Annotated in this window: 21 protein-coding genes; 8 read left to right on the plus strand and 13 right to left on the minus strand. The window is 67.1% G+C overall.

Features of this window, described 5'->3' with window-relative positions; genetic code table 11:
* The first annotated feature begins 6 nt into the window (after nt 1-6).
* Complete coding sequence (locus AC3EF3_RS10045; RefSeq protein ID WP_488532012.1) at nt 7-558, plus strand: DUF924 family protein; 552 nt, start codon at nt 7-9, stop codon at nt 556-558.
* Here the strand turns inward: AC3EF3_RS10045 and AC3EF3_RS10050 are convergent.
* Nucleotides 548-1,447 carry a LysR family transcriptional regulator gene (locus tag AC3EF3_RS10050; protein WP_488532013.1) on the minus strand — a complete coding sequence of 300 codons (900 nt, stop codon included), beginning with the start codon at nt 1,445-1,447 and terminating at the stop codon, nt 548-550. The genes AC3EF3_RS10045 and AC3EF3_RS10050 overlap by 11 nt on opposite strands.
* A 96-nt stretch (nt 1,448-1,543) precedes the next feature.
* Between AC3EF3_RS10050 and AC3EF3_RS10055 the strand changes: the two genes are divergently transcribed.
* Nucleotides 1,544-2,182: an NAD(P)-dependent oxidoreductase gene (locus AC3EF3_RS10055; RefSeq protein WP_488532014.1), complete on the plus strand. Its 639-nt coding sequence runs from the start codon at nt 1,544-1,546 to the stop codon at nt 2,180-2,182.
* Nucleotides 2,183-2,197: 15 nt separating this feature from the next.
* On the opposite strand, the gene AC3EF3_RS10060 is transcribed toward AC3EF3_RS10055, so the two are convergent.
* A complete protein-coding gene (locus AC3EF3_RS10060) occupies nt 2,198-2,926 on the minus strand; it encodes a glutathione S-transferase (RefSeq protein WP_488532015.1) in 729 nt (242 codons plus the stop codon).
* An 11-nt stretch (nt 2,927-2,937) separates the two neighbouring features.
* On the minus strand, nt 2,938-3,735 hold the full coding sequence (xth, locus tag AC3EF3_RS10065) for an exodeoxyribonuclease III (RefSeq protein ID WP_488532016.1): 798 nt from the start codon (nt 3,733-3,735) through the stop codon (nt 2,938-2,940).
* Nucleotides 3,736-3,844: 109 nt separating this feature from the next.
* On the opposite strand from xth, the gene AC3EF3_RS10070 reads away from it, so the two are divergent.
* Nucleotides 3,845-4,048, plus strand: a complete 204-nt coding sequence (locus tag AC3EF3_RS10070; protein WP_488532017.1) for a hypothetical protein — start codon at nt 3,845-3,847, stop codon at nt 4,046-4,048.
* On the opposite strand, the gene AC3EF3_RS10075 is transcribed toward AC3EF3_RS10070, so the two are convergent.
* A complete protein-coding gene (locus AC3EF3_RS10075; protein WP_488532018.1) occupies nt 4,049-4,279 on the minus strand; it encodes a hypothetical protein in 231 nt (76 codons plus the stop codon).
* 84 nt (nt 4,280-4,363) lie between these two features.
* Here AC3EF3_RS10075 and AC3EF3_RS10080 point away from each other — a divergent pair, with 84 nt between their 5' ends.
* From AC3EF3_RS10080 to AC3EF3_RS10090, 3 genes are read left to right on the plus strand one after another with little or no spacing between them, the layout of a single operon-like run.
* Entirely contained in the window at nt 4,364-4,669 is a 306-nt protein-coding gene (locus AC3EF3_RS10080) for a hypothetical protein (protein ID WP_488532019.1), read from the plus strand.
* A 42-nt stretch (nt 4,670-4,711) separates the two neighbouring features.
* The gene (locus tag AC3EF3_RS10085) at nt 4,712-4,879 is read left to right on the plus strand and encodes a hypothetical protein (protein ID WP_488532020.1); all 168 of its coding nucleotides are present in this window, start codon (nt 4,712-4,714) and stop codon (nt 4,877-4,879) included.
* Between the two features lie 46 nt (nt 4,880-4,925).
* Nucleotides 4,926-5,525: a hypothetical protein gene (locus AC3EF3_RS10090; RefSeq protein ID WP_488532021.1), complete on the plus strand. Its 600-nt coding sequence runs from the start codon at nt 4,926-4,928 to the stop codon at nt 5,523-5,525.
* 5 nt (nt 5,526-5,530) lie between these two features.
* On the opposite strand, the gene AC3EF3_RS10095 is transcribed toward AC3EF3_RS10090, so the two are convergent.
* From AC3EF3_RS10095 to AC3EF3_RS10105, 3 genes are all read right to left on the minus strand, one after another.
* Nucleotides 5,531-5,716: a DUF3606 domain-containing protein gene (locus AC3EF3_RS10095; RefSeq protein WP_488532022.1), complete on the minus strand. Its 186-nt coding sequence runs from the start codon at nt 5,714-5,716 to the stop codon at nt 5,531-5,533.
* A 108-nt stretch (nt 5,717-5,824) separates the two neighbouring features.
* Nucleotides 5,825-7,960, minus strand: a complete 2,136-nt coding sequence (locus AC3EF3_RS10100) for an AAA family ATPase (RefSeq protein ID WP_488532023.1) — start codon at nt 7,958-7,960, stop codon at nt 5,825-5,827.
* 264 nt (nt 7,961-8,224) lie between these two features.
* Entirely contained in the window at nt 8,225-8,503 is a 279-nt protein-coding gene (locus tag AC3EF3_RS10105; RefSeq protein WP_488532024.1) for a hypothetical protein, read from the minus strand.
* Between the two features lie 276 nt (nt 8,504-8,779).
* On the opposite strand from AC3EF3_RS10105, the gene AC3EF3_RS10110 reads away from it, so the two are divergent.
* Nucleotides 8,780-9,823 (plus strand): hypothetical protein, encoded by a 1,044-nt coding sequence (locus AC3EF3_RS10110; RefSeq protein WP_488532025.1) that lies wholly within the window; start codon nt 8,780-8,782, stop codon nt 9,821-9,823.
* Nucleotides 9,824-9,836: 13 nt separating this feature from the next.
* On the opposite strand, the gene AC3EF3_RS10115 is transcribed toward AC3EF3_RS10110, so the two are convergent.
* From AC3EF3_RS10115 to AC3EF3_RS10135, 5 genes are all read right to left on the minus strand, one after another.
* Nucleotides 9,837-10,193, minus strand: coding sequence for a hypothetical protein (locus tag AC3EF3_RS10115; protein WP_488532026.1), 357 nt, complete (start codon nt 10,191-10,193; stop codon nt 9,837-9,839).
* Nucleotides 10,194-10,288: 95 nt separating this feature from the next.
* Nucleotides 10,289-10,735, minus strand: coding sequence for an SRPBCC family protein (locus tag AC3EF3_RS10120; RefSeq protein ID WP_488532027.1), 447 nt, complete (start codon nt 10,733-10,735; stop codon nt 10,289-10,291).
* Nucleotides 10,636-11,061 (minus strand): ArsR/SmtB family transcription factor, encoded by a 426-nt coding sequence (locus AC3EF3_RS10125; protein ID WP_488532028.1) that lies wholly within the window; start codon nt 11,059-11,061, stop codon nt 10,636-10,638. The genes AC3EF3_RS10120 and AC3EF3_RS10125 overlap by 100 nt, the downstream gene beginning before the upstream one ends.
* Entirely contained in the window at nt 11,058-11,462 is a 405-nt protein-coding gene (locus AC3EF3_RS10130; RefSeq protein WP_488532029.1) for a VOC family protein, read from the minus strand. Before AC3EF3_RS10130 ends, AC3EF3_RS10125 begins: the two co-directional genes overlap by 4 nt.
* Before the next feature lie 16 nt (nt 11,463-11,478).
* Nucleotides 11,479-11,829 (minus strand): GFA family protein, encoded by a 351-nt coding sequence (locus tag AC3EF3_RS10135; RefSeq protein WP_488532030.1) that lies wholly within the window; start codon nt 11,827-11,829, stop codon nt 11,479-11,481.
* A 174-nt stretch (nt 11,830-12,003) separates the two neighbouring features.
* Between AC3EF3_RS10135 and AC3EF3_RS10140 the strand changes: the two genes are divergently transcribed.
* The gene (locus AC3EF3_RS10140) at nt 12,004-12,129 is read left to right on the plus strand and encodes a hypothetical protein (RefSeq protein WP_488532031.1); all 126 of its coding nucleotides are present in this window, start codon (nt 12,004-12,006) and stop codon (nt 12,127-12,129) included.
* Here AC3EF3_RS10140 and AC3EF3_RS10145 read toward each other — a convergent pair whose 3' ends face one another.
* Nucleotides 12,130-13,284, minus strand: a complete 1,155-nt coding sequence (locus tag AC3EF3_RS10145; RefSeq protein ID WP_488532032.1) for an acyl-CoA dehydrogenase family protein — start codon at nt 13,282-13,284, stop codon at nt 12,130-12,132. It lies immediately after the preceding gene.
* Nucleotides 13,285-13,294 lie beyond the last annotated feature (10 nt).

Here is a 13,294-nt window from a genome sequence, read left to right on the forward strand (position 1 = left end):
CCGCGCGTGCCCGCCTTCCCCGACATCCATCCCCACGACGTCCTGGCCTTCTGGAAGGAGGCCGGGCCGTCGCGCTGGTTCCGCAAGGACGACGCGTTCGATCGCGCGTTCGGCGACCGCTTCCTCGGCGCGCACGAAGCCGCGTCGCGAGATGACCTCGACGGCTGGGCTGCAAGCGCCGAAGGCGCGCTCGCCTTGTGCATCCTGCTCGACCAGTTTCCGCGCAACGCTTTCCGCGGAACGGCGCGCATGTTCGCGACCGATCCGAAGGCGCGCGAGGTGGCGCGCGCCGCCGTGGATTCAGGTTTCGACGAGCAGGTCGATCCCGGCCTGAGGCAGTTCTTCTATTTGCCCTTCATGCATTCGGAAAGCCTCGCCGACCAGGACCGGGGCGTCGAACTCGCGGGCCGCATCGGACCCGACTCGCAGCGCTGGGCCGTGCTCCACCGCGACATCATCGCCCGCTTCGGGCGCTTCCCGCACCGCAACCCCCTCCTCGGCCGGACCACGACGTCCGAGGAACAGGCGTTCCTCGACCAGGGCGGCTTCAGCGGCTAGTGATCCAGCCCTTGCAAAAATCGACGAAGGCGCGCGACTTCGCCGGCACGAAGCGCCCCGGCGGGAACACCGCGTGGATGCCGCCGCGCCGCAGCTGCCACTGCGGCAGCAAGCGCACGAGCGAGCCGCTTCGCAGCGCCGGGGCAGCGCTGAATTCGTCCAGCGCCGAGACACCGGCACCCGCCTCGAGCAGGCCGCGCAGGGCCGCGGCGGAGTCCGTGCGCAGCCGCGCCGTCATGCGCACGGTGCGGGCCTGCCCGCACGCCGACGTGAATTTCCAGGTGAGCGGCGTCTGCAGCAGCGAGAGCGCGATCCAGTCGTGGGCCGCGAGGTCCTCCGGCCGCGCGATGCGAGGGGTGCGCGCGAGGTACGCGGGCGATGCGACGAGGTACTGCTCGAACTCCCCCAGGCGCACTGCGCGCAGGCTCGAATCGCGCAGCCAGCCGAGTCGCAGCGACACGTCGATGCCCTCCTGCAGCATGTCCACGACCCGGTCGCTGGTGCGCAGGTCCACCTGCACGGCAGGATGGGCGGCCGCGAACGCCGCGACCACGGCGGATGCGGTCTGTGCCGCGTACTCCAGCGGTGCGGCGATGCGCAGCGTGCCGGCCAGCGCCTGCGCGCCGGCGAACTGCGAGAGCACTTCCTGCACAGACCGCAAGGAGGGCACGCACTCGTCGTACAGCGCCCGGCCCGTCGACGTGAGCGCGACACGTCGCGTGGTGCGGGCGAACAGCGTGTGCCCGATCTGCGCCTCCAGGCGAGCGATGACGAGACTCACTTTCGCCTTGGCCATGCCGAGCTGCTCGGCCGCGGCGGTGAAGCCGCCCTGCTCCGCGACGGCCGCGAAGACGAGCAAGGCATTGAGGTCGGCGGAGCCGGTCGCCATGATTGTCCCTGAATTCGAAACAATGAATTGTGATTGTTGGCGTTGATCGCGGCAAGCGCGCCGGGCACAGTGGCGGCAGTAACGAAAGGACACCCCATGAACATCGCCCTGATCGGCGCCAGCGGCTTCATCGGCTCGGCGCTGCGCGAGGAACTGCTGGCGCGCGGCCACCGCGTCACGGCCCTCGTTTCGCGTCCCGAGAAACTGCCCGCCGCGGCGAATCTCACTCCGCTGGCCGCCGACGTGCTGGACACCGCCGCCCTGGCTGCGAAGCTGCGCGGCCACGAAGCCGTCATGAGCGCCTTCAGCGGCCATGCGCAGGCGGATGTCGAGGGCTATTACCTCAAGGGCATCCGATCGGTCATCGAGGCCACCAAGCAGGCCGGCGTGCCGCGCCTGCTCGTGGTCGGCGGCGCCGGCAGCCTGGAGGTGGCGCCTGGCGTGCAGTTGCTCGACACGCCCACGTTCCCGGCCGCCTACAAGGGCTCGGCCGAGGGCGCGCGACAGGCGCTGAAGCTGCTGCGCGAGGAACGCGGCCTCAACTGGGTCATGCTCAGTCCCAGCGCCGTGATCGCCCCTGGCGAGCGCACGGGCAAATTCCGTCTCGGTGGCGACCAGTTGCTCAAGGACGCCCAGGGCAACAGCCGCATCTCCGTGCAGGACTACGCGGTCGCCTTCGTCGACGAGCTGGAGAAACCGGCGCACGGCCGCGAGCGGTTCACGGTCGGCTACTGACCCGGGCCGGCCGCATCATCCATCCAGCTCGGGATAGAACCGGAAGATTCCCTGCGTGTTGAAGGCGATGCGGCGCCCGCTCGCAAGATACGCCGCGACGCGCTTGTTCGCGGCAACGCCGTCGCGCACCGCGACGACGAGCGGCGCCTTCTTCAGGGCCTTCGCGCTCGCCTTGGGGAACGCGTAGCGCAAGCCTTCGACGATCTGGAACAGCGACAGGTCCGCGTAACTCAGTTTGGCGCCGACCAGGTGCGGCATCTTCGCGCCCCCGTTCTTCGGGTTGCGCTCGAGGATCGCCTCGAACCAGCGCATGAACTTCGGCAGCCGTTCGCTGCGGAACTCCCTCGCGCGCCGCAGCGATTCGGCCTTCTGGTCCTCGTAATACAGGCTGGTGCCCACGGGATGGTGCACGTCGTGCACTTCGAGGATGAAGTCGGACATCGTGAGCTGGATCTGGTGCGTCCAGAGGCGATCCGCTTCGCTCGCGCCCACCAGTCCCAGCTTCGGCCCGAGGTAGTGCAGGATCAGCGCGGTCTGGCCGATCACCCGCCTGCCGTCCACGAGGAAAGGACAAGCGAACGGCGGCCGCTGCACGTCCTTGCCGTCGAGGTACGCGTTCATCTCGCGCATGCCGCCCGGCTCGCGCGCGACGTCGACGTAATCGGCGGCTGCCGCCTCGAGCGCCAGCCGCACGAATTCGCCGCGGCCCTGGATGGTGGGCCAGTAGTGCAGTTCGTATCCCATGGCGCGGGACTCTATCTCTTCCTTGCCGCAAGCTTCGAGACGTCGAGCGTCACCCAGGTCGGCGCGTGGTCGCTGGCCTTCGCCTCGCCGCGCACCCAGCGATCCACGCCTGCATCGACCAGGCACGGTGCGAGCTCGCGCGACAGCAGCAGGTGGTCGATGCGCAGGCCCGCATCGCGTTGCCAGTGATCGCGAAAGTAGTCCCAGAACGTGAAGACCGGCTTGTCCGGATTGAGCTGGCGGATCGCGTCGGTCCAGCCTTGCGCGAGCAGGCGCTGCCAGCATTCGCGGGTTTGCGGCTGCAGCAGGGCGTCCTTGCGCCACGAGCGGGGGTTGTAGATGTCGAAATCCGTGGGCACGACGTTGTAGTCGCCCGCCATCACCACCGGATGGCTCGATTCGTACAGCTGCTTCGCGTGCTGGATCAGCCGCTCGAACCACGCGAGCTTGTAGTCGAACTTGGGGCCGGGCTGCGGGTTTCCGTTCGGCAGGTACAGCGACACGATCACGATGCCGTTCACCGCCGCCTCGATGTAGCGGCTGTGGTCGTCGCCGGGGTCGCCGGGCAGTTCGCGCCGGATCTCCATCGCCGGGTCGCCGCGCGTGAGGATCGCGACGCCGTTCCACGAGCGCTGGCCGCGCCACAGGGCGTGGTAGCCCGCATCCAGCAGCTCCTTGCGTGGGAACGAATCGTCCAGCGCCTTGAGCTCCTGCAGGCACGCGACGTCGGGCTGCTCGCGCTCGAGCCACGCCAGCAGGTTCGGCAGGCGCGTCTTGATGCCGTTGACGTTGAAGGTCGCGATCTTCATGGCAGCGATTCTCCCGCGCACCCAGCGATCATGCGCAGGATTGGAGGCTCCGTCCTACAGCAGAGGAGGCGGGCACGTCGTATGGTGGGCCGAGTCAGGGAGGTCGCCCATGATGCCCATCCGCTTTCCCACCGAAGCCGCCAATGATCCCGACGGGAAGCTCAACGGCCTGCCCGAGTCGACGGGCGAGGACGATACGGATCGCGGGCGCGCCGACGACAGTCGAGTGCGGAGGGATCGCAGCACCAACGAGCCGCGGTCGGACGAGCCCAAGCGCGAGAAGGACGGCGACCGGGACGGCGACAAGGGCTGATCAGCGCACCCGGCGGGATTTGGTGCGCGTGCGGCTGAACCGCTCGGCGCCGCCGCTGCCCCCACCGTCCGCGAAATCATGCGCGTCCAGCGGGTCACGGTTCTTGCGCTGCGGCGCCTCGATCAATTCGCTCGCGCTGTTCTCGCCGATGTCGCTGCGTGCCGGCACGGAGGACGTCGGCGCCTCACCGCGCTTGGCGCGCGTCGGGCTGGTGTCTTGGCGACGGGACATGAAGGCAGCGTAAGCGCCGGCACGGATGAGGGCTGTCGGACGATGGCGCGAGAACCCCTGCCTGCCGAGCGCACTCCAAACCGCATGCAACGATCACTGGCCGTCCTGCTCCTTGCCGTTGCGGGCTGCGTACAGGCGCAGCCCGTGCCGGTGCACGTCGTTGCGCCGTCCGTGATCGTCGTTCCGCCGCCGGTGATCGACGGGGCGCCTGCGATCGTCGCCGAACCGCCCCGCCCGCCCGTGGCCATTCCCCGTCCGGCCGTGGTGACGACATGCGATCCGGGCGGCTGCTGGGACAGCGAGGGGCGGCGATTGAACCAGGTGGGACCGCTGCTCGTGGGCCCGCACGGCGCGTGCACGATGCAGGCCGGGGCCGCGCAGTGCCCATGATGAGACAATGCGGGGTTTTCCAATCAGCCAAGGACCAGCCACATGGGCAACAAGATCGTCACCGAAGCCGACCGCAAGCGGACTCCGGCCCCCAAGACCAGCAACGGCCTGGCCGTGAAACGCCAGGGCGGCGGGCAGAAGAAAAGCCTGGAGCGCGGCTCGCACACGCGCAGCAAGAAGCGCCCGGGCAAGCGACCGCACTCGGGCTGAGGGCAGCCCCCGCCGAGGGAGGTCTTCCGGGCAGTTAAGATGCCTCATGATCAGAAAATCCCTCATCTCCCTTTCGCTCCTGGCGGCTTTCGCTGCCCAGGCCCAGACCTCGGCCGCGCCCGCGCCCGCTTCTTCGCCTGCGAAGAAGGAGCTCGTGGCGCGCATCCTGAAGGCGCAGCAGCCGGCCATCGAAGCGCTGGCGCGCGGCATGGTCGAACGGCCGGCGGTCGAGATCATGAACAGCGCCATGCAGATCGTCCTTGCGCGCGTGCCCAAGGACAAGCAGGAAGCCATGGCCCGGGACATCCAGTCCGATGCGCAGAAGTACTTCGACGACGCCTCGCCGATCGTCCAGAAGCGGGCCGTCGACCTCTCGCCGTCGACGATCGGCGCCGTGCTGGAGGAGAAATTCTCCGAGGACGAGCTCAAGCAGATCGCCGCGTCACTCGAGAACCCGGCCCTGGTGAAGTACCAGGCCACGGTGCCGGCGATGCAGCAGGCGCTGGGCGAGAAGCTGGTTGCCGACACGCGGCCGCAGGTCGAACCCAAGGTGAATGCGCTCGAACAGCAGGTCAGCAAGCGCCTGGGCCTGCCTGCCCAGGGCAGCGGTGCCGCGGCGCCCGCCGCGCCGGCGAAGAAGAAGTAAAGGCCTCAGTGCAGCTGGCGCAGGAACCGGCGCACGTTGTCCGGGTCCGGGCCCATGGTCTCGACAGCGAGCCTCAGTTCTTCCTCGCTGCAGCCGAGCCACCTCGCCCAGTTGCGCCGTTGCCAATCGTGTTCCAGGCTGACCTGGGGCTCGTTGCCGGTGCCCTGGAGCACCGCTGGGTCATCGAACATCCCACTCTCCAGATGAAGATGGCCCCAGCTTAGGGCTGGGGCCATCCATGGATCGGCAGGACAAGCGACGGATCAGCCGTCCGACAAGCGGGGGCCGCCGTGTAGGCGTCAGCTGCTGGCGCTCGCCAGACCGGCGCGATTGGAGAACTCGTAGCAGGCGGCCTCGAAACTGCGGATCTCGAAGAGCGCTTCCTTCAGGCTCATCTCACCCTTGTCCATGAGCTTGCCGGCCAGGTGCTCGGTGAGCGGCTTCAGGCGCGCCAGCACGGCCTTCGTCTCGCCGTAGAGGCGCTCGCTCTGCATCTCCATGATGCTGCGCGTCTCCTCGTCCAGGCTCTTGCCGTTGCCGCTGTCGGACAGCGCGCCGAAGTTCAGGCGCGTCTTGCGGTACATGCCCATCTCCGCGACGGCATGGTGCAGCAGCTTCGTGACGCGCGTGATGTCGTTGTGCGCGCCGTTGGTCGTGCCTTCCTCGCCGAAGAACAGCTCCTCGTTGGCCATGCCCCCCAGCAGCACGCGCACGTCGTGCTCGATGTCGGCCTTGGTCTTGAGCAGGTTCGCGCCCTGCTTGTGGAACACGAAGCCCAGCGCGTTGTTGCGCGGATTCGCCTTGAGCGAGATCTTGATGGTCTTCATGCTCGCCTGGATCGCCTCCCAGTCGCCGCCCGCCGCCTTGCGCTCGGTCTCGAAGTCCACCAGGAAGTGGCCCCACTCGTGGATCGCGATGATGCGGCGGTCGCGCTCACGCTCCTTCGTGGTGTTTTCGTTGACGTTGCCCACCAGCACGCGCTCGGCGGCCTTCATCAGCGTCTCGGTGCCGATCATGTCGCCGACCTGCACGGCGCTGATGCCGGCCTGGTTGACGATGGTCTCCAGGTCCGCCGGGCTGCGGCCCTCGGTCACTTCCACGAGGTGGCGCAGGTCGAGGTCGGCGGCGACCTTGTCGGCGCGTTGCGCGAGGTAGTGCTCGATGATCGCCAGGCGCTCTTCCTTGTTCGGCAGGCGGAAATCCACCTTCATCTGGAAGCGGCGCAGCATGGCCTCGTCCATCTGGATCTGCTCGCTGTTGAAGTTGGACGCGACGATCCAGATGATCTCGGCGTCGTTCTTCGTGCGCACGCCGTCCAGGATGGCGAGCAGCATGTTCTGCGTGTCGTCGTCGAACTTGCGGTGGCCGCCGCGCTTCATGAACAGGTCCTGCGCCTCGTCGAGGAACACGATGCAGCGCTTGCGGCGCTTGGCCATGTTCACGATGCGCGAGAGGGTGTTCGAGCCGCCGGCGACGTAACCCGTCTCCAGGTTCGCGGCCGAGTGGAACAGGATCGGCAGGCCCAGCTCCTTGGCGAGATAGCTCGCGAGCTTGGTCTTGCCGGTGCCGGCCGGGCCGCTGAACATCACGTTGAACGGCTTGTTGATGCCGTACTCCGCGTAGGTGCCGCGGCGCTGGTACTGGTCCTTGATCTGCGCCACTTCGGACTTGATGTCGTCCATGCCCACGAGGTCCTCGATCGAGCCTTGCACCTGGTGCGGCTCGAGGAACTTGAGCGACTTGAACTGTCCCTTCAGCTGGAAGAACAGGAAGCCGATCAGGCCCAGCGTGAGCGTGGCCGAGAGCACGCCGGAAACGCCGGCCTTCCAGCCGTCCTTCTCCGATTGCGGGCGCGCGCCGCCGAAGCGCTGGTCGAGGCGCTCGAGCACGTCGAGGCTTTGCTTGTCGAGGTCCGCGCGCGGCACGAAGGCGAGCTTCGAGCCCCACTTCGCGTTCACGGCGCGGTCGGCGAAGATCTTCGTCTCCATGTCGCTCGGGTAGTAGGCGTACTGCTTGCCGTTCGATTCGACGATCACGATGCGCTCGGACACGTTCCACATCAGCGGCTTGTAGATCACCGTGATGCGCTCGGCGGGATTCGCATCGAGGAAGCCCAGCACCGAGCCCGTGCCGAACACGATCGGCAACTTCGGGTTGATCGCGGCGGCGGCATCGGTCATCGTCTCCGCGCCCATCACCTTCACCTGTTCGGCGATGGCGGCCTGCTTTTGCATCAGCGAAAGCGAGTACGTCGCCGTGACCGGGATGAGCATCAAGGCGGCGATCACGAGACTCTTCACGGCAACGGGCTGGATCGCGAACCAGTCCGCGAGGCGCGCGGCCTTCTTCTTCACGGTCATCCAGAGCGTGCGGGTTTCTTCGGCCGCGGGCGCGGCTTCGGTGGGAGATTGGGGTGTCGCGGACAAATCCGACATGGTCGTTTCTTTTCCTGGCGCGAACGCATGGCACGCACCCGGCACAGGTGCGCGAACAAATCGAAAAAAGGGGAAGCTCGAGGTCCGGCGTGGCCGCGGCCGTGTGTTGTTCTGCTGGTGCCGACGGAAACAACGCGCCGGGCCTGATGGCCTCTTGTCAGTTGAATCCTACAGAGGGCCGGAAGTTCCGGCTAGTGCAAGGCTTTGCGCAAGTCATCTGTACGCGGCTCGCGTGAGATATTCACGCCATGCGGCGCAGCAAGCTCAGCCGTAATGCTGGTTTCGCGGCGGGTTGGCGAACGTGAAGGGTGCCAGGCGCCCCGTGTGTTCGCGCGCCCGCTTCTCGGCCTCGGCGATCGCGGCCTGGGCAGTGGGATGCAGGGTTTCGCCCGGGATCTTCGCGCAGCAGTGCGCGTCCCAGTAGTTCTCGGGCTTGCCCCGGCAGATCTTCGCGTAGGCGAAGAAGCTCGGGTCGGGGCCGCCGGATTCGCCCGCGTAGCTCGCGATGTAGAACCCGTTGTACGGGCCGCTGATGCGTTCCATGGTGTCTCCTCGATCGGCCGCTACTGCTCTGCTACGCCGTCGGCGAAGTATCCGGACCGTGATTGCGCGCCCGTGTAGGACAACGCCCAATCATGGGAAAACGCCTGATTCACAGTGTGGAACCGCGCGCGCACAATGCGCTCCAATCAGGTGGCCGGGTTTTCTTCAAGTTTCTTCCCCCGGCTCTTCACCCCCGGCTTCAAACACCGGGGGTTTCTTTTTGTCCTGCCGGGCTCCTTGTTCAGCTCGTGGCTGTGCGGGCATACTCGGCACCGCATGTCCAACGGCAAATCCAACCCGAAAAACACCTTCGCCAGCCTCGACCGCGCGACGCTGGAGTCCGGAATCTCCCGGCTCGAGCGCACCGTCAAGGAAATGCGCGGCTTCGACCTGCAGAGCCTCACGAGCCGCTCGGATGAGCGCCTGGATATCTTCCAGCGACGCGTCAATACATTGCTTTCGGAAATGGTCGGCACGGGCAGCCCCGACTACAAGGAATACGCGCTGGGGCGACTCGACGGCGGGCTGGACACGACCTTCGGCGACCACTACTCCATCGACGAGTTCCGCGAGGGGGTGAAGACGGGACTTGCGAATGCCACCCATGCACTCGACGCGGCGATCGGCGCGATGAGGGCTGCGATGAAGGGGGCTTCGGCCGCGCCCGCTGCAACCCCAGCCCCCACTCCCGTATCCACACCGGCTCCGACCCCGGCGCCTAGTGCGACCCCGGCGCCTACTGCGGCCCCGACGCCCAAGCCGACCCCGGCGCCCACGCCCGCCCCGACGCCGAAACCAACATCGGCACCGAAGCCAACTGCAACACCCACGCCTGCGCCGACGCCCGCACCGACGTCGGCTCCCAAGTCCACGCCCAAACCCACACCTACACCCACGCCCACGCCGATGAACGCGACTGCCCCCGCCCTCGCCCCCACCCCTGCCGCCGCCGCAAACCGGACGGTGCTCGTCCTCGGCAGCGGGGATGCCGGCGGTCATGCGGCCGAACTCCTGGATCAGCTCGGCATGCAACCCGCGGTCATCGATACGCCGTCGATCGAGCGGCTCGACGCGGCGCGCAATGCAGGTTATGCGATCGTCGTCGCGCCGAAAGACCTCGACGAATCGATGCTGCTGGCGATCGGCTTCATGCTGGCACTGATGGGGCGCTCGCGCATCGTCCTGCTGGGCGGCGAGCCGCCCGCCGCGCTGGCCGGCTGCGTGCACGTGCCGCTCGACGACGAGGGCTTGTGGCGCCTGCTGCTCGCGCGCGAGATGAGGAAGGCGGGCCTGCCCGTCGACCTGAACCGGGCGGTCTAGCCAGCCGATTTCGTCAGGCGAGCTGCAGCCAGTGCAGCGCCTCGTGTTCCGCGCGGAACACAGCCACGTGGGCGCAATGCAGGCCCTCGGGCAACGCTTCGGGTTCGAGGAGTTCGGGCGGGCTCACCAGCCCGATGCGCACGTGCGGGTACATGGCGCGGCGCAGGCGGTCGCAAATGAGGAACTTGCCGTGGGCATCGGGCGGCGTCTTCACGTTCCTCAGGTCGACCAGAACATGGTCTTCCCGGGCGCGCGAGATCGCCGCCTTGATGTAGTACGCCAGCTTGAGCGCGTCGCCACTGCCCCAGGGACCTTCCACCACGAACCGCATCAGGGGAGCTTCATGCCGGGAGGCGACGATGAGATTCATGGGTACAACTGCTCAGGAAGGACACCGGAAGGGTGCCACAGGCAGTTGTTGCCACCTCGATTACAAGCGCATCAATGGTTGCCAACGGTGTCAGCTCAGCCATTCGCCATGAAGGCATCGAGCTTCAGCAGTGTCGCCGTCCAGCCGCGCATGTGGTTGTCGCGCGCGGCCGGGTCGAAGAAGCGCTCGTGCCGCAACGACATCAGCGTGCCGGCGCCTTCGGCTTCGAAGCGCAGGCAGACGAGCGAAACGCGGTGCGGCGTGGACTGCCACGCCCACGAGAACGAAAGCTTCGCCGGCTCGGCGACCTCCTCGTAGGTGCCCGAAACGCGGTGCTCCTCGCCGTCCGGCGTGCGGAAGGCGATCGTGTAGCGCCCGCCGGGACGCACGTCCAGGTCGGCCTGCGTGACGGAGCCTTCGTCGCCCGGTCCGAACCAGCGGCTCAGCGCCCGCGGGTCGGTCCAGGCTTGCCAGACCCTTTCGGGCGGCGCGTCGTAGCTACGTTCGATTTCGAGGACGGGCGTGTCGCCGGTTCGGGCCATGGATCGACCTGCTCCTGGTGATAGAGGAAACGCCCGAGGGCGTCGAGACGCTTGTTCCAGAACCTTTCGTAGTGCGCGAGCCACATGGCGGCCTCCTGCATGGGTTCGGCCGCGAGTTCGCACTGCACCACGCGGCCTTCCTTCTGCCGCAGCACCAGTCCCGCTTCTTCCAGCACGCGCAGGTGCTTCATGAAGCCGGGCAGCGACATGCCGTGCGGCTGCGCGAGCTCCGATACGCTGGCCGGCCCGTGCAGCAGCCGCTCGACGATGCCGCGCCGGGTGGCGTCCGACAGCGCCCCGAAGACGCGGTCGAGCGTCCCGTTCACCCCTGGCCCATCGGCAAGGGCTGCAGCAGGCTCACGCGGTTCTTTTCCGTGTCGAAGAAGGAGACGTAGTCGCCGACCCCGGGGATGGTCATCGGCTCGCCGAGCACCTCGCCGCCGGCGTCCTTGACCTTCTTCATCGAGGCCTTGATGTCCTGCACGGCGATGACGACGGACGGGTACTGCGCCGGCCAGTCCTTGTTGCGCGGGTAGAAGCCGCCGCCGATCGCGCCATAGGCCGCCTCGTGGCCGACGCGCTCGCCGGGCCGGGCCGTGGTGGCGAGCACGTAATTGCCCATGTCCTCGCCCAGCACCTTCAGCTCCCACCCGAAAACGGTGCTGTAGAACTTCGCGATGCGCTCGCGGTCGTCATAGGGAAACTCGAAATGCACTACGGGGTCCATCGTGGTTCTCCTTGGGTCAAAGGGCTCGGCCATCGAAATGCGTGACCTGCAATTTGTCGAGATCGATGTCCTCGAGGCAGCGGACATTGATCGCCGCCATGGGCACGTCGGTCTTCGGATGGATCGCCTCGGCGAAGGGATGGATGCCGCAGTTCGCGCAGAAGCGATGCCTGATGAAGTGCTTGTTGAACAGGTAGGTGGACGCGGCATCGTCCGGCGTCTTCAGCTCGAACTGCGTCTTCGGCACGAACCACAGCAGCGAACCCTTGCGCTGGCACATGCTGCAGTTGCAGGCCATCACCGAATCGATCTCGCCGTCCACTTCGAACGCCATCCTGCCGCAGTGGCAACTGCCGCGATACCTCATCGGGGCCCTCCTATCAGTTAACCCGTCGGTTCAGTATATCGACGCGCCTCCCTCTGTCAAGTGCGCGGCGCGTAAGCAGACGCCGACGCCCGCAAGCGCGCGCGACCGCCAGAGCCGGGTGCGACCGCGACCTATGTTGTGTGCAGTGGATCGAAATGGAGACAGGAGCACCCCATGTGGAAGAAGCTCATCCTGCTCGCCCTGGCCTCCGGCCTCGCGAAGAAGCTGTACGACCAGCGCAACCAGCGGCGCACGCCGTTCCCGACCTCCAGCCGGCCGCCGGAAGGCTATCGGGGCTGATCACCGCCCGCCGATGCCCATCGCGCGGGTGATCACCTCTTTCATGATCTCGTTCGTGCCGCCGTAGATGCGCTGCACGCGCGCATCGGCATAGGCGCGGGCGACCGGGTACTCCCACATGTATCCGTAGCCGCCGTGCAGCTGCACGCACTCGTCCATCACCTTGCATTGCAGGTCGGTGGTCCAGTACTTCGCCATGCTGGCCGTGGCCGTGTCCAGCTTCCCCGCGCAGACCAGCTCCAGGCATTTGTCGACGAACACGCGGCCGATCTGCACCTCGGTCTGCAGCTCGGCGAGCGTGTAGCGCGTGTTCTGGAACGAAGCGACCGCCTGGCCGAACACCTTGCGGTCCTTCGTGTATTGCAGGGTCCACTCGATCGCCGCTTGCGCGCTCGCGACGGCCGTGACGGCGATCTGCATGCGCTCCCACGGCAGCTGCTCCATCAGGCAGATGAAGCCGCGGTTCTCGCCGCCCAGCAGGTTCTCCGCGGGCACGCGCACGTCGTCGAAGAACAGCTCGGACGTATCCTGCGCCTTCAGGCCCACCTTCTTCAGCCGCTTGCCCTTCTCGAAGCCCTTCATGCCGCGCTCGACGACGATCAGGCTGGTTCCCTTCGCGCCCGCGGCCGGGTCGGTCTTCGCAACGACGATCACCAGGTCGGCATGCCAGCCGTTGGTGATGAAGGTCTTGCTGCCATTGACGACATAGCTGCCGTCGGGCTGCTTCACGGCCGTGGTCTTCACGCCTTGCAGGTCGCTGCCCGCCGCGGGCTCGCTCATCGCGATCGCGCCGACCATCTCGCCGCTGGCGAGCTTCGGCAACCAGCGCTTCTTCTGCTCCTCGCTGCCGTAATGCAGGATATAGGGCGCGACGATCTCGCTGTGCAGGCCGAAGCCGACCCCGGTGTAATTGCCCCGCGCGAGCTCCTCCATTTGCGCGACGGAGTACAGCTTGTCCGCGCCCGACCCGCCCCATTCCTCGGGCATGGTCATGCACAGGAACCCGTTCGCGCCGGCCTTGCGCCACAGGTCGCGATCCACGTAGCCCTGCTCTTCCCAGGCCTCGTGGTGCGGGGCGATCTCCTTCTCCACGAAGCGCCGGAAGGCGTCGCGGAAGGTCTCGTGGTCGGGCGAAAACAGGGTGCGTTCGATCATGATGATTTTC

It is taken from the genome of Ramlibacter sp. GS1-15 (assembly GCF_057785015.1).

Coding starts and splice junctions, on each gene's coding strand:
- AC3EF3_RS10050 (WP_488532013.1), bottom strand. CDS start 1,447: ATGGCGACCGGCTCCGCCGACCTCAATGCCTTGCTCGTCTTCGCGGCC.
- AC3EF3_RS10055 (WP_488532014.1), top strand. CDS start 1,544: ATGAACATCGCCCTGATCGGCGCCAGCGGCTTCATCGGCTCGGCGCTG.
- AC3EF3_RS10060 (WP_488532015.1), bottom strand. CDS start 2,926: ATGGGATACGAACTGCACTACTGGCCCACCATCCAGGGCCGCGGCGAA.
- xth (WP_488532016.1), bottom strand. CDS start 3,735: ATGAAGATCGCGACCTTCAACGTCAACGGCATCAAGACGCGCCTGCCG.
- AC3EF3_RS10070 (WP_488532017.1), top strand. CDS start 3,845: ATGATGCCCATCCGCTTTCCCACCGAAGCCGCCAATGATCCCGACGGG.
- AC3EF3_RS10075 (WP_488532018.1), bottom strand. CDS start 4,279: ATGTCCCGTCGCCAAGACACCAGCCCGACGCGCGCCAAGCGCGGTGAG.
- AC3EF3_RS10080 (WP_488532019.1), top strand. CDS start 4,364: ATGCAACGATCACTGGCCGTCCTGCTCCTTGCCGTTGCGGGCTGCGTA.
- AC3EF3_RS10085 (WP_488532020.1), top strand. CDS start 4,712: ATGGGCAACAAGATCGTCACCGAAGCCGACCGCAAGCGGACTCCGGCC.
- AC3EF3_RS10090 (WP_488532021.1), top strand. CDS start 4,926: ATGATCAGAAAATCCCTCATCTCCCTTTCGCTCCTGGCGGCTTTCGCT.
- AC3EF3_RS10095 (WP_488532022.1), bottom strand. CDS start 5,716: ATGTTCGATGACCCAGCGGTGCTCCAGGGCACCGGCAACGAGCCCCAG.
- AC3EF3_RS10100 (WP_488532023.1), bottom strand. CDS start 7,960: ATGTCGGATTTGTCCGCGACACCCCAATCTCCCACCGAAGCCGCGCCC.
- AC3EF3_RS10105 (WP_488532024.1), bottom strand. CDS start 8,503: ATGGAACGCATCAGCGGCCCGTACAACGGGTTCTACATCGCGAGCTAC.
- AC3EF3_RS10110 (WP_488532025.1), top strand. CDS start 8,780: ATGTCCAACGGCAAATCCAACCCGAAAAACACCTTCGCCAGCCTCGAC.
- AC3EF3_RS10115 (WP_488532026.1), bottom strand. CDS start 10,193: ATGAATCTCATCGTCGCCTCCCGGCATGAAGCTCCCCTGATGCGGTTC.
- AC3EF3_RS10120 (WP_488532027.1), bottom strand. CDS start 10,735: ATGGCCCGAACCGGCGACACGCCCGTCCTCGAAATCGAACGTAGCTAC.
- AC3EF3_RS10130 (WP_488532029.1), bottom strand. CDS start 11,462: ATGGACCCCGTAGTGCATTTCGAGTTTCCCTATGACGACCGCGAGCGC.
- AC3EF3_RS10135 (WP_488532030.1), bottom strand. CDS start 11,829: ATGAGGTATCGCGGCAGTTGCCACTGCGGCAGGATGGCGTTCGAAGTG.
- AC3EF3_RS10140 (WP_488532031.1), top strand. CDS start 12,004: ATGTGGAAGAAGCTCATCCTGCTCGCCCTGGCCTCCGGCCTCGCGAAG.
- AC3EF3_RS10145 (WP_488532032.1), bottom strand. CDS start 13,284: ATGATCGAACGCACCCTGTTTTCGCCCGACCACGAGACCTTCCGCGAC.